Genomic DNA, 17,192 nt, shown 5'->3' on the forward strand with positions numbered 1-17,192 from the left:
CTGAGGACAAGCCCTCGGCCTATTAGTACCGGTCACCTCCACACATTACTGTGCTTCCAGATCCGGCCTATCAACCCAGTCGTCTACTGGGAGCCTTACCCCATCAAGTGGGTGGGAATACTCATCTCGAAGCAGGCTTCCCGCTTAGATGCTTTCAGCGGTTATCCCTCCCGAACGTAGCCAACCAGCCATGCCCTTGGCAGAACAACTGGCACACCAGAGGTTCGTCCGTCCCGGTCCTCTCGTACTAGGGACAGCCCTTCTCAATATTCCTGCGCGCGCAGCGGATAGGGACCGAACTGTCTCACGACGTTCTAAACCCAGCTCGCGTACCGCTTTAATGGGCGAACAGCCCAACCCTTGGGACCGACTCCAGCCCCAGGATGCGACGAGCCGACATCGAGGTGCCAAACCATCCCGTCGATATGGACTCTTGGGGAAGATCAGCCTGTTATCCCCGGGGTACCTTTTATCCGTTGAGCGACGGCGCTTCCACAAGCCACCGCCGGATCACTAGTCCCGACTTTCGTCCCTGCTCGACCCGTCGGTCTCACAGTCAAGCTCCCTTGTGCACTTACACTCAACACCTGATTGCCAACCAGGCTGAGGGAACCTTTGGGCGCCTCCGTTACTCTTTAGGAGGCAACCGCCCCAGTTAAACTACCCATCAGACACTGTCCCTGATCCGGATCACGGACCCAGGTTAGACATCCAGCACGACCAGAGTGGTATTTCAACGACGACTCCACAACCACTGGCGTGGCTGCTTCAAAGTCTCCCACCTATCCTACACAAGCCGAACCGAACACCAATATCAAACTGTAGTAAAGGTCCCGGGGTCTTTCCGTCCTGCTGCGCGAAACGAGCATCTTTACTCGTAGTGCAATTTCACCGGGCCTATGGTTGAGACAGTCGAGAAGTCGTTACGCCATTCGTGCAGGTCGGAACTTACCCGACAAGGAATTTCGCTACCTTAGGATGGTTATAGTTACCACCGCCGTTTACTGGCGCTTAAGTTCTCAGCTTCGCCACACCGAAATGTGACTAACCGGTCCCCTTAACGTTCCAGCACCGGGCAGGCGTCAGTCCGTATACATCGCCTTACGGCTTCGCACGGACCTGTGTTTTTAGTAAACAGTCGCTTCTCGCTGGTCTCTGCGGCCACCCCCAGCTCGGGAAGCAAGTCCCCTCACCAGGCGTGGCCCCCCTTCTCCCGAAGTTACGGGGGCATTTTGCCGAGTTCCTTAACCATAGTTCACCCGAACGCCTCGGTATTCTCTACCTGACCACCTGAGTCGGTTTAGGGTACGGGCCGCCATGAAACTCGCTAGAGGCTTTTCTCGACAGCATAGGATCATCCACTTCACCACAATCGGCTCGGCATCAGGTCTCAGGCTATGTGAACGGCGGATTTGCCTACCGTTCGCCCTACACCCTTACCCCGGGACAACCACCGCCCGGGCTGGACTACCTTCCTGCGTCACCCCATCACTCACCTACTGCAAGTCTGGTTCGTCGGCTCCACCACTCCCCTTTGCCCGAAGGCTCCGGGGCGGCTTCACGGACTTAGCATCGCCTGGTTCGATGTTTGACGCTTCACAGCGGGTACCGGAATATCAACCGGTTATCCATCGACTACGCCTGTCGGCCTCGCCTTAGGTCCCGACTTACCCTGGGCAGATCAGCTTGACCCAGGAACCCTTAGTCAATCGGCGCACACGTTTCTCACGTGTGAATCGCTACTCATGCCTGCATTCTCACTCGTGAACCGTCCACAACTACCTTCCGGTGCTGCTTCACCCGGCACACGACGCTCCCCTACCCATCACAGCACCCGTTGGGGCTTATCGCTGCAATGACACGACTTCGGCGGTACGCTTGAGCCCCGCTACATTGTCGGCGCGGAATCACTAGACCAGTGAGCTATTACGCACTCTTTCAAGGGTGGCTGCTTCTAAGCCAACCTCCTGGTTGTCTCTGCGACTCCACATCCTTTCCCACTTAGCGTACGCTTAGGGGCCTTAGTCGATGCTCTGGGCTGTTTCCCTCTCGACCATGGAGCTTATCCCCCACAGTCTCACTGCCGCGCTCTCACTTACCGGCATTCGGAGTTTGGCTAAGGTCAGTAACCCGGTAGGGCCCATCGCCTATCCAGTGCTCTACCTCCGGCAAGAAACACACGACGCTGCACCTAAATGCATTTCGGGGAGAACCAGCTATCACGGAGTTTGATTGGCCTTTCACCCCTAACCACAGGTCATCCCCCAGGTTTTCAACCCTGGTGGGTTCGGTCCTCCACGAAGTCTTACCTCCGCTTCAACCTGCCCATGGCTAGATCACTCCGCTTCGGGTCTTGAGCGTGCTACTGAAACGCCCTGTTCGGACTCGCTTTCGCTACGGCTACCCCACCCGGGTTAACCTCGCAACACACCGCAAACTCGCAGGCTCATTCTTCAAAAGGCACGCAGTCACGAGGTAGGAACAAGTTCCTACCCGACGCTCCCACGGCTTGTAGGCACACGGTTTCAGGTACTATTTCACTCCGCTCCCGCGGTACTTTTCACCATTCCCTCACGGTACTATCCGCTATCGGTCACCAGGGAATATTTAGGCTTAGCGGGTGGTCCCGCCAGATTCACACGGGATTTCTCGGGCCCCGTGCTACTTGGGTGTTTCTCAAACGAGCCGTACAGATTTCGACTACGGGGGTCTTACCCTCTACGCCGGACCTTTCGCATGTCCTTCGCCTATCCATACGGTTTCTGACTCGCCGACCAGCCGGCAGACTGATCAAGAGAAATCCCACAACCCCGTATGCGCAACCCCTGCCGGGTCTCACACGCATACGGTTTGGCCTCATCCGGTTTCGCTCGCCACTACTCCCGGAATCACGGTTGTTTTCTCTTCCTGCGGGTACTGAGATGTTTCACTTCCCCGCGTTCCCTCCACACTGCCTATGTGTTCAGCAGCGGGTGACAGCCCATGACGACTGCCGGGTTTCCCCATTCGGAAACCCCCGGATCAAAGCCTGGTTGACGACTCCCCGGGGACTATCGTGGCCTCCCACGTCCTTCATCGGTTCCTGGTGCCAAGGCATCCACCGTGCGCCCTTAAAAACTTGGCCACAGATGCTCGCGTCCACTGTGCAGTTCTCAAACAACGACCAGCCACCCATCACCCCCAACCACACGGTCAGAGTTCACTGGGGCCGGCATCCGAGGGTTCATTCCCTCAGACACCCAACAGCGTGCCCGACCCGGTCCTTTCGTCCTCCCTGCGTTCCACGCCGAAGCAGTACTAGCAGAAGACATCCAGACCGTGCCGAATAATCAACGTTCCACCCATGAGCAACCACTCCGAGACATTCGCTCGAAGCTGGCTATGTGCTCCTTAGAAAGGAGGTGATCCAGCCGCACCTTCCGGTACGGCTACCTTGTTACGACTTCGTCCCAATCGCCAGTCCCACCTTCGACAGCTCCCTCCCACAAGGGGTTGGGCCACCGGCTTCGGGTGTTACCGACTTTCGTGACGTGACGGGCGGTGTGTACAAGGCCCGGGAACGTATTCACCGCAGCAATGCTGATCTGCGATTACTAGCAACTCCGACTTCATGGGGTCGAGTTGCAGACCCCAATCCGAACTGAGACAGGCTTTTTGAGATTCGCTCCACCTCACGGTTTCGCAGCTCTTTGTACCTGCCATTGTAGCACGTGTGCAGCCCAAGACATAAGGGGCATGATGACTTGACGTCGTCCCCACCTTCCTCCGAGTTGACCCCGGCGGTCTCCTGTGAGTCCCCATCACCCCGAAGGGCATGCTGGCAACACAGGACAAGGGTTGCGCTCGTTGCGGGACTTAACCCAACATCTCACGACACGAGCTGACGACAGCCATGCACCACCTGTACACCGACCACAAGGGGGGCACTATCTCTAATGCTTTCCGGTGTATGTCAAGCCTTGGTAAGGTTCTTCGCGTTGCGTCGAATTAAGCCACATGCTCCGCTGCTTGTGCGGGCCCCCGTCAATTCCTTTGAGTTTTAGCCTTGCGGCCGTACTCCCCAGGCGGGGAACTTAATGCGTTAGCTGCGGCACCGACGACGTGGAATGTCGCCAACACCTAGTTCCCACCGTTTACGGCGTGGACTACCAGGGTATCTAATCCTGTTCGCTCCCCACGCTTTCGCTCCTCAGCGTCAGTAATGGCCCAGAGATCCGCCTTCGCCACCGGTGTTCCTCCTGATATCTGCGCATTTCACCGCTACACCAGGAATTCCGATCTCCCCTACCACACTCTAGCTAGCCCGTATCGAATGCAGACCCGGGGTTAAGCCCCGGGCTTTCACACCCGACGTGACAAGCCGCCTACGAGCTCTTTACGCCCAATAATTCCGGACAACGCTTGCGCCCTACGTATTACCGCGGCTGCTGGCACGTAGTTAGCCGGCGCTTCTTCTGCAGGTACCGTCACTTTCGCTTCTTCCCTGCTGAAAGAGGTTTACAACCCGAAGGCCGTCATCCCTCACGCGGCGTCGCTGCATCAGGCTTTCGCCCATTGTGCAATATTCCCCACTGCTGCCTCCCGTAGGAGTCTGGGCCGTGTCTCAGTCCCAGTGTGGCCGGTCGCCCTCTCAGGCCGGCTACCCGTCGTCGCCTTGGTGAGCCATTACCTCACCAACAAGCTGATAGGCCGCGGGCTCATCCTTCACCGCCGGAGCTTTCGACCCTCACAGATGCCTGCAAGAGTGATATCCGGTATTAGACCCCGTTTCCAGGGCTTGTCCCAGAGTGAAGGGCAGATTGCCCACGTGTTACTCACCCGTTCGCCACTAATCCACCCCGAAGGGCTTCATCGTTCGACTTGCATGTGTTAAGCACGCCGCCAGCGTTCGTCCTGAGCCAGGATCAAACTCTCCGTGAATGTTTACCGGTCATCCGGTGAACACACACGAGAGCGGAACAGTCGGAGGAATGATCCGACTGTTCACAGCGTCCTCGCTGTGTTTTTTCAAAGGAACCTCATCCTCGGCTATCACTGCCGGGGACGGGGTATCAACTAATCTGGCGTTGATTTTTGGCACGCTGTTGAGTTCTCAAGGAACGAAAGCTTCCTTTGTACTTGCCTGAGAGACTCTCTCAGGTTTTCCTCCGGGCTTCCCTTCGGTCTTGCGTTTCCGACTCTATCAGATCTTTTCTCGATCTGATTTCCTCGGTGCTTTCCAGGTTCCCGCTTTTGTTTCGCGGTTTCCTTTCCGGCGGTTCCGACTTTATCAGAAGTTCCGGGCCGGTCTGACCGGCGATGGTTTCCGATTCATCGGGGGGCTTCTGCGGAATCCATGTTCCGAGCTGCCGATAGATTTTCACTGCTGCCGACCGGATCGCATCCAGTTCCAGGCAACTGTTCGAATCTACCTCCCCGCGCACTCCGTGTCAACGGCTTTTGCGGGAACGAGGAGGACACTAGCAGTTCAGCGGGGCGGTTCGCACATCAGGCGGCTGTCGGCACGGTCGCGCTGCGCTCGGCTGCCTCGACGTCACCCGTGTCACCGGCGCGTGCCGCTCTGCCGCCGAGGACGTAGACGTACCCGAGGAAGGCCACCTCGGCCGCGACACCGATGGTGATCCGGGCCCAGGTGGGCAGGCCCGAAGGGGTGACGAAGCCTTCGATGGCACCGGAGACGAAGAGGACCAGGGCAAGGCCGATGGCCATGGCGATCGCTGCTCTGCCCTCTTCGGCAAGGGCCGTGCGCCGGGAGCGTGGGCCTGGGTCGATGACGGTCCAGCCGAGGCGGAGGCCGGTGCCGGCGGCGACGAAGACCGCTGTCAGTTCGAGCAGGCCGTGCGGGAGCACCAGGCCGAGGAACGTGTCGAGTCGGCCCGCCGAGGACATGAGGCCGACGCCGATACCGAGGTTGAGCATGTTCTGGAAGAGGATCCAGAGCACCGGAAGTCCCAGGAAGACACCCAGGACCAGGCACATCGCGGCGGCCTGGGCGTTGTTCGTCCACACCTGGGCGGCGAACGACGCGGCCGGGTGGCTGGAGTAGTAGGTCTCGTACTGGCCGCCGGGTCGGGTGAGCTCGCGTAGTTCGTCGGGGGCCGCTATGGAGGCCTGTACTTCCGGATGGGTGCCGATCCACCAGCCCAGAAGGGCGGCGACGGCGGTGGAGAGGAGTGCGGTGGGGACCCACCAGTGGCGCGAACGGTAGACGGCGGCCGGGAAGCCCTCGGTGAGGAAGCGGGTGACATCGCGCCAGGAGGCTCGGCGGGCTCCTACGACGGCGCTACGCGCGCGTGCCACGAGGTGGGTGAGCCAGCCGGTCAGCTGGGGGTCCGGGGCTATGGACTGGATCAGGGAGAGGTGGGTGGCGGTGCGTTGGTAGAGGGTGACGAGTTCGTCCGTCTCGGCGCCGGTGAGGCGGCGGCGTCGCCGTAGGAGGGCGTCGAGGCGGTCCCATTCGGCTCGGTGGGCGGAGACGAAGACGTCGAGGTCCATCGGTGTGCCTGCTCCTCGGCTGTGCGTCGGCTGCCGGTGGTGTGTATCAGGTTGTCGTACTGCGGCGCGATGTGCGCTCAGCTTGGCAGACTGGCTGTTCCAGGGGCAGGTCGGGAAGGGGCGGCGGGCGTGAGTGAGCTGGTGACGGGCGAGGCGGTGGCGTTGGAGCTGCAGCCCGCCAGGCTGCCCAGCAGGGCTCTGGCCCTGTTGCTGGACCTGATCGTGGTCCTGGTCGTCTATGTAGTCGTGAGTGTCGTTCTGGTGCTGTCGACGGCCTCGCTGGACGACGCGGCGCGCACGGCGGTGTCGATCGCCACGTTCCTGCTGGTTCTGGTCGGTGGGCCGATCGCTGTGGAGACGCTCAGCCATGGGCGGTCGCTGGGGAAGTCGGCGTGCGGGTTGCGGGTGGTGCGGGACGACGGTGGGCCGATCCGGTTCCGGCATGCGCTGGTGCGGGGTGCGCTCGGGCTGGTGGAGATTCTGCTGACGTTCGGGGTGGTGGCGTGTGTCGCGTCACTGGTGTCGGCACGGGGCCGGCGGCTCGGTGATGTGTTCGCCGGGACTCTGGTGGTGCGGGAGCGGGTGCCGGCGGCTCGGGGTGGTTTTGTGCCGCCTCCTCCGCCGTGGTTGGCCGGGCGGTTCCAGGAGCTTGATCTTTCGGGTGTGCCGGACGGGTTGTGGTTGGCGATCCGCCAGTATCTGGGGCGGATGAGCCAGCTGGATCCGCAGGTGGGCTGGGCGATGGCGGGGCGGCTGGCGGATGAGCTGGCTGGGCGGACCGGGGTGCCGGTGCCGCCGGGCGTGCCGCCGGCCGCGTATCTGGCGGCGGTGGTGCAGGAGCGGCAGGTTCGGGAGGCTCGGCGGGTTTTCGGGGGCGGTCCGGCCGGGGGCGGGCCCGTCGCGGGTGCTCCTGTCGCGGGTGGGGCCGGTGTGGGCGGGGGCTTCAGCCCTGCGTCGCCGTTCGGTCCCCCGTCGCCGTCGGCGCCAGCGCCGTACGGACCGCCGTCGTACGGTCCGAAGTCGCACGGGTCGCCATCGCACGGGTCGGCTGTGCCCTCAGGGTCTTCCTCTCCGGGCAGTGCCGGTGTGCCGGGCGATGCGTCGGGGGCGGATGGGCCGTCCGTGGTGGTGGAGGGTGAGGGGCGGGGTACCGGGTTCGTGCCGCCCGCGTAGGGGCTCGGGCGTCGGGTTCAGGTGAACGTCGACGGGGGTGATTCGAGGTCCTCGAGTTCGATGCCGGGGGCTGCGAGGACGACGTCGCCGGCGATGTGCACGGTGTGCTGTTCGCCGGTGTCCAGGGCTGTGACCTGGTATTCGTCCACGGCCAGGGGGGCGTTGTCAGTGGCGTGTGTTTCGCTGTTCACGAGAGCCCAGGACTGGTCGACGGTGCGGGGGGCGAGGACCGGGTCGGTGAAGGCGACGAGACGGACGCGGGTGGCCGCGGTGGAGGGGGTGAGGCGCAGGAGGCGGGCGGTGGCGACGAGGAACGCGGGTGAGGTGCCGGTGAAGGCGTGAGCGGCGACGTTGCCTTCGGTGGCGTGGGTGCCGGTGGGGTCGGTGCGGACCCAGGTGACGCCGTCCAGGGCGGCGCCGCGGACCTGCCAGCTGCTCGCGTGGAGTTCCAGCCGGAGGGGCCGGCCGAGGTCGTCGAGGGTGAGGTCGACGGAGCCGGTGTGTTCACCGGTGGGGGTGGTCAGCTGGGAGACGTAGCGCCAGCCGGAGGGGCCGGGGGCGCACTGGAAGTGTTCGTGGGCGAGGAGGGTGTGATCGTGAGGATCGAGGAGTGCATAGCGGCCGCGGGGCATGGGGGTCCTGGGGTGTGACGGGTTGGTCGGGGCGCCGCGGCGGTCCGGCCGAGGGGCCGAAGGGGCAGGCCCCCGACACGGGGGTGCGGGGGCCTGTCTCTGAGGTACTGCTGCTTGCCGGTGCGGCTGCGGGCCGGGGGCCCGCTGCCGGATCAGTAGCGGTAGTGGTCCGACTTGTACGGGCCGTCGACCTCGACGCCGATGTAGGCGGCCTGCTCCGGGCGCAGCGTCGTCAGCTTGACGCCGAGGGAGTCGAGGTGGAGGCGGGCGACCTTCTCGTCGAGGTGCTTGGGCAGCGTGTAGACGCCGACCGGGTACTCGTCGGGCTTGGTGAACAGCTCGATCTGGGCCAGGGTCTGGTCCGCGAAGGAGTTGGACATCACGAACGAGGGGTGGCCGGTGGCGTTGCCCAGGTTCAGCAGGCGGCCCTCGGACAGGACGATGAGGACCTTGCCGTCGGGGAAGGTCCAGGTGTGGACCTGCGGCTTGACCTCGTCCTTGACGATGCCGGGGACCTTGGCGAGGCCGGCCATGTCGATCTCGTTGTCGAAGTGGCCGATGTTGCCGACGATGGCCTGGTGCTTCATCTTGGCCATGTCGGCGGCCATGATGATGTCCTTGTTGCCGGTGGTGGTGATGAAGATGTCGGCCTTGTCGACGACCTCGTCGAGGGTCGTGACCTGGTAGCCGTCCATCGCGGCCTGGAGGGCGCAGATGGGGTCGATCTCGGTGACGATGACGCGGGCGCCCTGGCCGCGGAGGGACTCGGCGCAGCCCTTGCCGACGTCGCCGTAGCCGAAGACGACGGCGGTCTTGCCGCCGATGAGGACGTCGGTGGCGCGGTTGATGCCGTCGATGAGGGAGTGGCGGCAGCCGTACTTGTTGTCGAACTTCGACTTCGTCACGGCGTCGTTGACGTTGATCGCCGGGAAGAGGAGGGCGCCGTCGCGCTGCATCTCGTACAGGCGGTGGACGCCGGTGGTGGTCTCCTCGGTGACGCCGCGGATCTCCGAGGCGAGCTGGGTCCACTTCTGGGAGCCGTCGGTGATGGTGCGGTTGAGGAGCTCGAGGATGACGCGGTGCTCGTCGTTCTCGGCGGTGTCGACGGAGGGGACCTTGCCGTCCTTCTCGTACTCGACGCCCTTGTGGACGAGGAGGGTGGCGTCACCGCCGTCGTCGAGGATCATGTTCGGGCCGCCGGTGGGGCTGTCCGGCCAGGTCAGGGCCTGCTCGGTGCACCACCAGTACTCCTCGAGGGTCTCGCCCTTCCAGGCGAAGACGGGGACGCCCTGGGGGTTGTCCACGGTGCCGTTCGGGCCGACGGCGATGGCGGCGGCGGCGTGGTCCTGGGTGGAGAAGATGTTGCAGGAGGCCCAGCGGACCTGGGCGCCGAGGGCGACCAGGGTCTCGATGAGGACGGCGGTCTGCACGGTCATGTGCAGGGAGCCGGTGACGCGGGCGCCGGCGAGGGGCTGGGCCTCGGCGTACTCCTTGCGGATGGCCATGAGGCCGGGCATCTCGTGCTCGGCGAGGGTGATCTCCTTGCGGCCGAAGGCGGCCAGGGAGAGGTCGGCGACCTTGAAGTCCTGTCGGTTGTCGACAGTCGTCATGGTGAGCTGCTCCTCGGTGGTTGGTTCGAGGTGTGGGCAGGGCTGGTCTGCGCGGCGGCGGACACAGGGGTGCCCCGAGGGGACACAGGCATGCCCGCGTGCGCGCAGCGCAGTCCGTCGGAGGCCCTCTCTCCCTCGGTCGGTCCGCTTCGGGACCGCCCGACCGCCATCAGCAGCGACGTCTGGCTCCCGTCCAAGCTACACCGGAGGTGGCGGGCGGCCCCAGTCCGCCTGCGAACAGATCGCGCCGTTCGGGGTCGGTGGGGGGAAGGCGACAGGGCCGGCCGGTGGTGCGGCGGGCCCTGTCGGGTGGTGTCCGGGGTGGTCAGTGGTCGGCGGGGTGCCGGTCGGGGCCGCCGGGGGTGGCCGCGGGGTCGGGGCCCTTGGCGGCTTCGGTCTCGCTGTAGATGTCGGGTTCGAGGTAGATGACCCGGGCGATGGGCACGGCCTCGCGGATGCGGGCCTCGGCGGCGTCGATGGCGGTGGCGACCTGGGCGGCGGTGTCGTCGTGCCGGACGGCGATCTTGGCGGCGACGAGGAGTTCCTCGGGGCCGAGGTGGAGGGTGCGCATGTGGATGATGCCGGTGACGGTGCGGCCGTCGACGATGGCGGCTTCGATCTTCTGGACCTCTTCGAGGCCGGCGGCCTCGCCGAGGAGGAGGGACTTGGTCTCGGCGGCGAGGACGAGGGCGATCAGGACGAGGAGGATGCCGATGCAGACGGTGCCGATGCCGTCCCAGATGCCGTCGCCGGTGAGGAGGGCGAGGCCGACGCCGCCGAGGGCGAGGACGAGGCCGATGAGGGCGCCGAAGTCCTCGAGGAGGACGACGGGGAGTTCGGGGGCCTTGGCGCGGCGGACGAACTGGGACCAGGAGAGGGAGCCGCGGAGTTCGTTGGACTCCTTGATGGCGGTGCGGAAGGAGAAGCCCTCGGCGATGATCGCGAAGACGAGGACGCCTACCGGCCAGTACCAGTGCTCGATCTCGTGGGGGTGCTTGATCTTCTCGTAGCCCTCGTAGATGGCGAACATGCCGCCGACGGAGAAGAGGACGATGGAGACGAGGAAGGCGTAGATGTAGCGCTCGCGGCCGTAGCCGAAGGGGTGCTGGGGGGTGGCTTCGCGCTGGGCCTTCTTGCCGCCGACGAGGAGGAGTGCCTGGTTGCCGGAGTCGGCGAGCGAGTGGACGCCTTCGGCGAGCATCGAGGAGGAGCCGCTGAAGGCGAACGCCACGAATTTGGATGCCGCGATGGCGAGGTTGGCGCCGAGTGCCGCCACGATCGCCCTGGTGCCGCCTGACGCGCTCATGTGTTCGCGTTGTCCCTTCGCCTCACGTACGTGTCTCGTACGTCCTGTTCGCCGTCCGGGGTCTCTTTGCCCGGCCTTTGCCGGTGGGCCATTGTTGCAGCCCTGTCCGGCGGCGGTTCGTCAGGTGTCCACCCGCGCGGTCAGACAATCACCGTGGCGCGGAAGAGGGTTCCGGCTCCGGACACCTCGGCCTTCTCGCCTGCGGGGACGAAGACCGACTGGCCGGGGGCGAGTTCGTGGTCTCCGGCTCGTACCGTTCCGGCGGTGCAGAGGAGGATCTGCGGGGTCTCGCGGGTGAGGTCGTGGGGGTCGGAGCCCTCGGGGAGGACGTAGCGGGAGAGGCGGAACTCGTCGATGGGGGTCTCGTAGACCTCTTCGCCGTCGGGGGAGGCTTCGGGGCGCAGGACGCCGGGGTCGCCGGGTTCGAAGCGGACGATGCGCAGGAGTTCGGGGACGTCGACGTGCTTGGGGGTGAGGCCGCAGCGCAGGACGTTGTCGGAGTTGGCCATGATCTCGACGCCGAGGCCGCTCAGGTAGGCGTGCGGGATGCCGGCGCCGAGGAAGAGGGCTTCGCCTGGCTGAAGCCGGACGTGGTTGAGGAGCATGGCGGCGATGACGCCGGGGTCGCCGGGGTAGTGGTGGGCGATGCCGGCGTAGGGGGTGTAGTCGCCGCCGAGGCGGTCGCAGGCGGCCGCGGCGGCCGTGACCGTGTGGGCCATGTCGTCGGGGTCGGCGGTGAGGACGGCGGTGAGGACCTCGCGCAGGGCGGCCTCTTCGGGGTGGGCGTGCAGGAGGTCGACGTACGGCTTGAGGGAGTCGACGCCGAGGCCGTCGAGGAGGGCGGCGGCCTGCAGGGGGTGCCGGAAGCCGCACAGGCCGTCGAACTCGGTGAGGGCGCAGATGAGTTCGGGCTTGTGGTTGGCGTCCTTGTAGTTGCGGTGGGGGGCGTCCACGGGGATGCCGCGGCGCTCCTCGTCGTCGTAGCCCTCCTTGGCCTGGGCGAGGTCGGGGTGGACCTGGAGGGAGAGGGGGGCGCCGGCGGCGAGGAGCTTGAGGAGGAAGGGCAGGCGGGGGCCGAACCGGGCCACCGCGCGGTCGCCGAGTGCGCGCTGCGGGTCGGTGTCGATCACCTCGACGAGGGTGCCGCGTTCGGTGCGGGAGGGGGCGCCGGGGTGGGCGCCCATCCACATCTCCGCCTGGGGTTCGCCGGTCGGCTCGGTGCCGAGGAGGTGCGGGATGGCGGTGGGGGAACCCCAGGCGTAGGGGCGGATGGTGTTGTCGAGGCGGTCCATCGGGTTCTCTGCCTGTCTGTCCGGCGCTGCTTGTCTGGTCGTGCTGGGGTGGGGCCCCGCGCGGCACGCGTGGGTGGGGCTCCAGATCAGGCCTGTGAGGCGAGCGCCAGGTAAACGGCGGCGAAATCCGTGGTGGCGATCAGTTCGGCGAGGGTGACGAGTTCGTCGCCGTCGTCGGGTTCGAGCTCGCTGATCGGGGTGTCGTGGCTGAGGGCCAGGTCGCGGGCGGAGGGGGCGGCGGTGAGGCCGCCGAGGGGGCGGTCGCGCAGGAGCACCACGCGCGCGTGCAGGGCGGGGGCTTCCTCGACGCGGTCGCGGAAGAAGTCGTCGGGGTCGGCGCTGGCGGCGAGGGGGCCGGCGAGGAGGGCGCTGTGCTCGGCGAGCGCCTCGGGGAGCTCGGCGACGAGGGCGGGGCGGCCGGCGAGTTCGGCGAGGGCGGAGGCGAAGCGGCGGCCGGCGGGGCCGGCGGAGGCGCCTTCGGTCCAGATCACCGGGAGGGCGTCGGCGAGTTCGGCGGCCAGGGTCTTCGCCGGGTTGCTGTAGGTGGCGATGGCGGGGCCGCAGCGTTCGGCGACCTGGTCGAGGCGGTCGGCGACCTTCTCGAGGGCGTCGGCGGGGGCGGAGAGCAGCGCGATGCGGTCGAGGAGCGCGAGGAGGGGGGTGAGCAGGGCCCACAGGACGCCGGGGGCGGAGGCGGCGACGGGGGGTTGTTCGTCGTGTTCGTACGGGGCGGTCGCCATCGGTACGAAGAGGCCGTGCGCGGCGTCGGCGGCGTCGGTGAGGGGGGTGCGGGCGGGGGCGACGGCGACGACGGTGCAGCCTCGGCGGTAGGCCTGTTCGGCGAGGAGGGCGAGTCCGGGTTCGGTGCCGTCGGGGGTGGCGATGAGGAGGAGGTCGACGGAGCCGGCCCAGCCGGGGAGTTCCCAGCGCAGGGCGCCCGCGGCGGGGGCGACGCCGCTGGGGGCGAGCCGGATGACGGGGCAGGAGGCGCCGGCGAGGGTGCCGAGGAGGTCGGCGACGCAGGTGGCGGCGGCGCCGGGGCCCGCGATGAGGATGGCGCGGGGGCGGCCGTCGGGCTTGAGGTCGTTCACCCCGGCTTCGGCGGCGTGGCGGGCGGCGGTGCGGACGCGGGCGCCGGCTTCGGCGGCGCCGCGCAGGAGGGCTCGGCGGTCGGCCTCGGCGAGGGCCTCCGGCGTGTCGAGCAGTGAGTCGTCGAGCATGGCGGGGGGTCTCCGATCGCCGGGGGGGTCGTCGGGGTGCCGGGGGGTGGATCCGCTGTGGTGCTGTTTCCGGCCGGGTGCCGCGGCTTCGGGCCGTGGGGGCCCGGTTCGGGCCGTGGGGCCCGGTTCGGGCCGTGGGGCCAGGGTTTCGGACCGTGGGGCTGGTTCAGGCCGTGGGGCCGGTTGGGGTGCTACGGCGGTGTCGGCGGCCCGGGCCGGGCGGCGCGGGTGGGCCGGCGTCGCGAGCTGGGGTCGCGCTGGGTGCAGCGGCCTCGCCGTCGTTACGCGGGGCGGCGGGCCTCGTCGACGAGGAGGACGGGGATGCCGTCGCGGACGGGGTACGCCAGACCGCAGTCCTGGCCGGTGCAGATCAGCTCCTCCTCCTGCTCCTTGAGGGGGGCGTGGCAGGCCGGGCAGGCGAGGATCTCCAGGAGGCCGGCTTCGAGCGGCATGAGGTGTCCCTTCGGGTGCGTGCGGGGGTGGCTGGATGCGCCTGGTCAGCGTACCGCCGGTGGGGGTGGGGTGGTGGGTGGTGCCGCCCCGCCGCCCTTGCGCGGCCCGCTCGCCAGGGGCTTCGCCGCCGGCCTCTGGGGGCAGGCCTCCCCGGGCGGGGTCGCGTGCCGCTCGGCCCGCGAGCCCCGCGGGGCGTTCTCAGGCGCGGATGATCGCCAGAGCCTCGTCCCTGATCTTGGTCATGGTGGGTTCGTCGCGGGCCTCGGCGTTGAGGCGCAGGAGGGGTTCGGTGTTGGAGGGGCGGACGTTGAACCACCAGTCGGGGGTGGAGACGGTGAGGCCGTCGAGTTCGTCGAGGGTGACGTCGGGAACGCCGGTGTAGGCGGCCTTGATCGCGGCGATGCGGTCCGCCTGGTCGGCGACCGTGGAGTTGATCTCGCCGGAGCCGGTGTAGCGGTCGTATGCGGCCACGAGGGAGGACAGGGGGCCGCTCTGGCCGCCGAGGGCCGCCAGGACGTGGAGGGCCGCCAGCATGCCGGTGTCGGCGTTCCAGAAGTCCTTGAAGTAGTAGTGGGCGGAGTGCTCGCCGCCGAAGATCGCGCCGTGGCGGGCCATCTCGGCCTTGATGAAGGAGTGGCCGACGCGGGTGCGGACGGGGCTGCCGCCGTTCTCCTCGATCACCTCGGGGACGGTCCGGGAGGTGATCAGGTTGTGGATGACCGTGCCCCGGCCTCCGTTGCGGGCGAGTTCGCGGGCGGCGACCAGTGCCGTGATCGCGGACGGGGAGACCGGGTCGCCGTGCTCGTCGACGACGAAGCAGCGGTCGGCGTCGCCGTCGAAGGCGAGGCCGAGGTCGGCGGACTCCTCGCGGACGCGCTGTTGCAGGTCCACGAGGTTGGCCGGGTCGAGGGGGTTGGCCTCGTGGTTCGGGAAGGTGCCGTCGAGTTCGAAGTACAGGGGGACGACGGTGAGGGGGAGGCCGTCGAACACGGTGGGGACGGTGTGGCCGCCCATGCCGTTGCCCGCGTCGACCACGACCTTCAGGGGGCGGATGGAGGTCAGGTCGACGAGTGAGCGCAGGTGCGCCGCGTAGTCCTTCAACGTGTCGGTCCGGGTGAGGGTTCCCGGCACGGCGGCGGCCTCGGGCGCACCGGTGTCCGTCCAGCGCTCCACCAGGTCGCGGATGTCCACCAGCCCGGTGTCCTGGCCGACGGGGGCGGCGCCGGCGCGGCAGAGCTTGATGCCGTTGTACCGGGCGGGGTTGTGCGAGGCGGTGAACATGGCGCCGGGCCGGTCGAGGGCGCCGGAGGCGTAGTAGAGCTGGTCCGTGGAGCACAGGCCGATCTCGGTGACGTCGACGCCGAGTGCGGCCGCCCCGCGCGCGAAGGCGCCGCTCAGGCCGGGCGAGGAGGGGCGCATGTCGTGGCCGACGACGATCGCCTCGGCGCCGGTCACCCGGGCGAAGGCCGCGCCGAAAAGTTCGGCGACGGACTCGTCCCACTGGTCCGGGACCACCCCGCGGACGTCGTACGCCTTTACGATCTGCGACAGATCAGCAGCCACGGGCCACCCTTCCTGGAAGTCCTGCTTCAGTCGCCACAAACTACCCGGAAGGGTTCGGTGACGGCTGTGCGCCCGCGCAGTGGACCCGCATAAGTAACCTTGCGCACCAACCCGGGGCACCCGGGGAGAAGGCCGGCCCGTCCTGTCGGGGCGTCAGGTCGCCCGTGTTGGCGTCCACCCTCGAAGAAAGCGGTTTCGCGGGAGTCGGCCGGAGCGCGGGACCGTGCGTGCGGTCGGCAAGCGCCGACGGGGCGTCAGGAGGTGCCGGGCGAAGGGGGCTTACGGAGGCTCAGTTGTCCGGTGAGCGCAGGACGCGCAGGTGGCCGCGGCGGGCGACCTCCATCGGGTCCGCGCCGCGTCCGCCGCCACCGGCCTGGGCCGCGCGCTCCTGCGGGCGGGCCGCCTCGCGGACGGCGTTGGCAAGCGCTTCCAGATCGTCACCACTGGGCCGTGCGGGAGCCGAACCGTCGAGCAGTCGGACGACCTCCCAGCCGCGCGGGGCGGTGAGGCGCTCGGAGTGCTCGGCGCACAGGTCGTAGCAGTGGGGCTCGGCATAGGTGGCGAGCGGGCCGAGGACCGCGGTCGAGTCGGCGTAGACGTACGTCAGCGTCGCGACGGCGGGTCGGCCGCAGGCGGTTCGCGAACAGCGACGTACAGGGCTCACGACGTTGGACGGTACCGCACTCTTGAGCGGGCCGCGACGACTCTCCACCAGGTCACTCCACCGTGTCGTGTTGTGAAACGCCCCACGGGCCTCTCCAGTCATACCCCGCTGACCTGCGCGAACACCAGTCATTGACGAGAAGAAGACGAAGCCTCGCCATCGCCGGGCGGTACAAACAGCATCAATTGCCATGAGTTCACCGGTCTCGGAGAGATACGGAATCGAGCCCAACCTTGGCTGGAATGGTCATCCTGCGACAGGGGCGTGGGGCCGGACGGCAGGTCGTGGCGGGGTCTACCCTTCAGTAGTGATGGACAGCCCCGTACCACCCCGTGCCGCAGGCCCCGGACCCCGCCGCCGTGATCGCCACGGCCGCGGCATGCGGGGACCGATCGCGCCCCCTCAGGTGCCGTTGGCCGCGAGCCGTGCCGACGCGTTCGCCGATCTGGTGCAGGACTCCGTGGAGCGGCTGGAGCGGCGTTGGCCGCAGCTTGCCGAGATCGACTTCATGGTGCTGGAGGTGCCGCGCCCGGCCGCGGCCGGCGAGCCGTGGAACGACGAGGCGGTGCCCCTCGGCGGGACGGTTCCCGCGCGTGAGGGGCGGCGGGCGCGGGTGGTCGTCTACCGGCGCCCGGTCGAGATCCGCACCAAGGGGCGCGACGAACGGGCCGCGCTGGTGCACGAGGTGGTTGTGGAGCAGGTGGCGGAGTTGCTGGGGCTGACCCCGGAGACGGTGGATCCGCGCTACGGCGACGAGGACTGACCACCGTCTCCCTCTTCGCGG

11 protein-coding genes and 2 rRNA genes are annotated in these 17,192 nt (G+C 67.3%); 2 read left to right on the forward strand and 11 right to left on the reverse strand.

All coding sequences use genetic code 11. The features are described 5' to 3' along the window. Window positions 1-2: 2 nt before the first annotated feature. The 3 genes from ACYQ8Q_RS18755 to ACYQ8Q_RS18765 all read right to left on the reverse strand — a co-directional run bounded on the left by ACYQ8Q_RS18755 (window position 3) and on the right by ACYQ8Q_RS18765 (window position 6,495). Window positions 3-3,124: ribosomal RNA gene (locus tag ACYQ8Q_RS18755) — 23S ribosomal RNA — on the reverse strand. A gap of 270 nt (window positions 3,125-3,394) precedes the next feature. Then, window positions 3,395-4,920, reverse strand: a 16S ribosomal RNA gene (locus ACYQ8Q_RS18760). Together the 16S and 23S rRNA genes form the textbook arrangement of a ribosomal RNA operon. 567 nt (window positions 4,921-5,487) lie before the next feature. Then, the gene (locus tag ACYQ8Q_RS18765; RefSeq protein ID WP_460066338.1) at window positions 5,488-6,495 is read right to left on the reverse strand and encodes a stage II sporulation protein M; all 1,008 of its coding nucleotides are present in this window, start codon (window positions 6,493-6,495) and stop codon (window positions 5,488-5,490) included. A 129-nt stretch (window positions 6,496-6,624) separates the two neighbouring features. Here ACYQ8Q_RS18765 and ACYQ8Q_RS18770 point away from each other — a divergent pair, with 129 nt between their 5' ends. After that, window positions 6,625-7,668 carry an RDD family protein gene (locus tag ACYQ8Q_RS18770; RefSeq protein WP_460066339.1) on the forward strand — a complete coding sequence of 348 codons (1,044 nt, stop codon included), beginning with the start codon at window positions 6,625-6,627 and terminating at the stop codon, window positions 7,666-7,668. A gap of 17 nt (window positions 7,669-7,685) precedes the next feature. Here ACYQ8Q_RS18770 and ACYQ8Q_RS18775 read toward each other — a convergent pair whose 3' ends face one another. The 8 genes from ACYQ8Q_RS18775 to ACYQ8Q_RS18810 form a co-directional block, all read right to left on the reverse strand. Next, the gene (locus ACYQ8Q_RS18775; RefSeq protein WP_460066340.1) at window positions 7,686-8,300 is read right to left on the reverse strand and encodes a hypothetical protein; all 615 of its coding nucleotides are present in this window, start codon (window positions 8,298-8,300) and stop codon (window positions 7,686-7,688) included. A 152-nt stretch (window positions 8,301-8,452) separates the two neighbouring features. Next, a complete protein-coding gene (gene ahcY / locus ACYQ8Q_RS18780; RefSeq protein ID WP_460066341.1) occupies window positions 8,453-9,910 on the reverse strand; it encodes an adenosylhomocysteinase in 1,458 nt (485 codons plus the stop codon). A 325-nt stretch (window positions 9,911-10,235) separates the two neighbouring features. Beyond that, entirely contained in the window at window positions 10,236-11,216 is a 981-nt protein-coding gene (locus tag ACYQ8Q_RS18785; RefSeq protein ID WP_460066343.1) for a cation diffusion facilitator family transporter, read from the reverse strand. Between the two features lie 140 nt (window positions 11,217-11,356). Beyond that, window positions 11,357-12,508: a mannose-6-phosphate isomerase, class I gene (gene manA / locus ACYQ8Q_RS18790; protein ID WP_460066346.1), complete on the reverse strand. Its 1,152-nt coding sequence runs from the start codon at window positions 12,506-12,508 to the stop codon at window positions 11,357-11,359. Window positions 12,509-12,594: 86 nt separating this feature from the next. Next, on the reverse strand, window positions 12,595-13,728 hold the full coding sequence (locus ACYQ8Q_RS18795; protein WP_460066347.1) for an SIS domain-containing protein: 1,134 nt from the start codon (window positions 13,726-13,728) through the stop codon (window positions 12,595-12,597). A 281-nt stretch (window positions 13,729-14,009) separates the two neighbouring features. Beyond that, a complete protein-coding gene (locus ACYQ8Q_RS18800; RefSeq protein ID WP_460066348.1) occupies window positions 14,010-14,180 on the reverse strand; it encodes a Trm112 family protein in 171 nt (56 codons plus the stop codon). 199 nt (window positions 14,181-14,379) lie between these two features. Further along, complete coding sequence (locus tag ACYQ8Q_RS18805) at window positions 14,380-15,744, reverse strand: phosphomannomutase/phosphoglucomutase (protein ID WP_460066350.1); 1,365 nt, start codon at window positions 15,742-15,744, stop codon at window positions 14,380-14,382. A gap of 289 nt (window positions 15,745-16,033) precedes the next feature. Further along, window positions 16,034-16,456, reverse strand: coding sequence for a DUF3499 domain-containing protein (locus ACYQ8Q_RS18810; RefSeq protein ID WP_059196228.1), 423 nt, complete (start codon window positions 16,454-16,456; stop codon window positions 16,034-16,036). 262 nt (window positions 16,457-16,718) lie between these two features. Here ACYQ8Q_RS18810 and ACYQ8Q_RS18815 point away from each other — a divergent pair, with 262 nt between their 5' ends. Continuing rightward, window positions 16,719-17,171: a metallopeptidase family protein gene (locus tag ACYQ8Q_RS18815; protein WP_340378401.1), complete on the forward strand. Its 453-nt coding sequence runs from the start codon at window positions 16,719-16,721 to the stop codon at window positions 17,169-17,171. The last annotated feature ends 21 nt before the right edge of the window (window positions 17,172-17,192 follow it).

It is taken from the genome of Streptomyces sp. YKOK-I1, from assembly GCF_054660435.1.

Bases quoted from the DNA above. Each gene is read 5' to 3' on its own strand.
- ACYQ8Q_RS18765 (WP_460066338.1), bottom strand. From the start codon at position 6,495: ATGGACCTCGACGTCTTCGTCTCCGCCCACCGAGCCGAATGGGACCGC.
- ACYQ8Q_RS18775 (WP_460066340.1), bottom strand. From the start codon at position 8,300: ATGCCCCGCGGCCGCTATGCACTCCTCGATCCTCACGATCACACCCTC.
- ahcY (WP_460066341.1), bottom strand. From the start codon at position 9,910: ATGACGACTGTCGACAACCGACAGGACTTCAAGGTCGCCGACCTCTCC.
- ACYQ8Q_RS18785 (WP_460066343.1), bottom strand. From the start codon at position 11,216: ATGAGCGCGTCAGGCGGCACCAGGGCGATCGTGGCGGCACTCGGCGCC.
- manA (WP_460066346.1), bottom strand. From the start codon at position 12,508: ATGGACCGCCTCGACAACACCATCCGCCCCTACGCCTGGGGTTCCCCC.
- ACYQ8Q_RS18795 (WP_460066347.1), bottom strand. From the start codon at position 13,728: ATGCTCGACGACTCACTGCTCGACACGCCGGAGGCCCTCGCCGAGGCC.
- ACYQ8Q_RS18800 (WP_460066348.1), bottom strand. From the start codon at position 14,180: ATGCCGCTCGAAGCCGGCCTCCTGGAGATCCTCGCCTGCCCGGCCTGC.
- ACYQ8Q_RS18815 (WP_340378401.1), top strand. From the start codon at position 16,719: ATGGACAGCCCCGTACCACCCCGTGCCGCAGGCCCCGGACCCCGCCGC.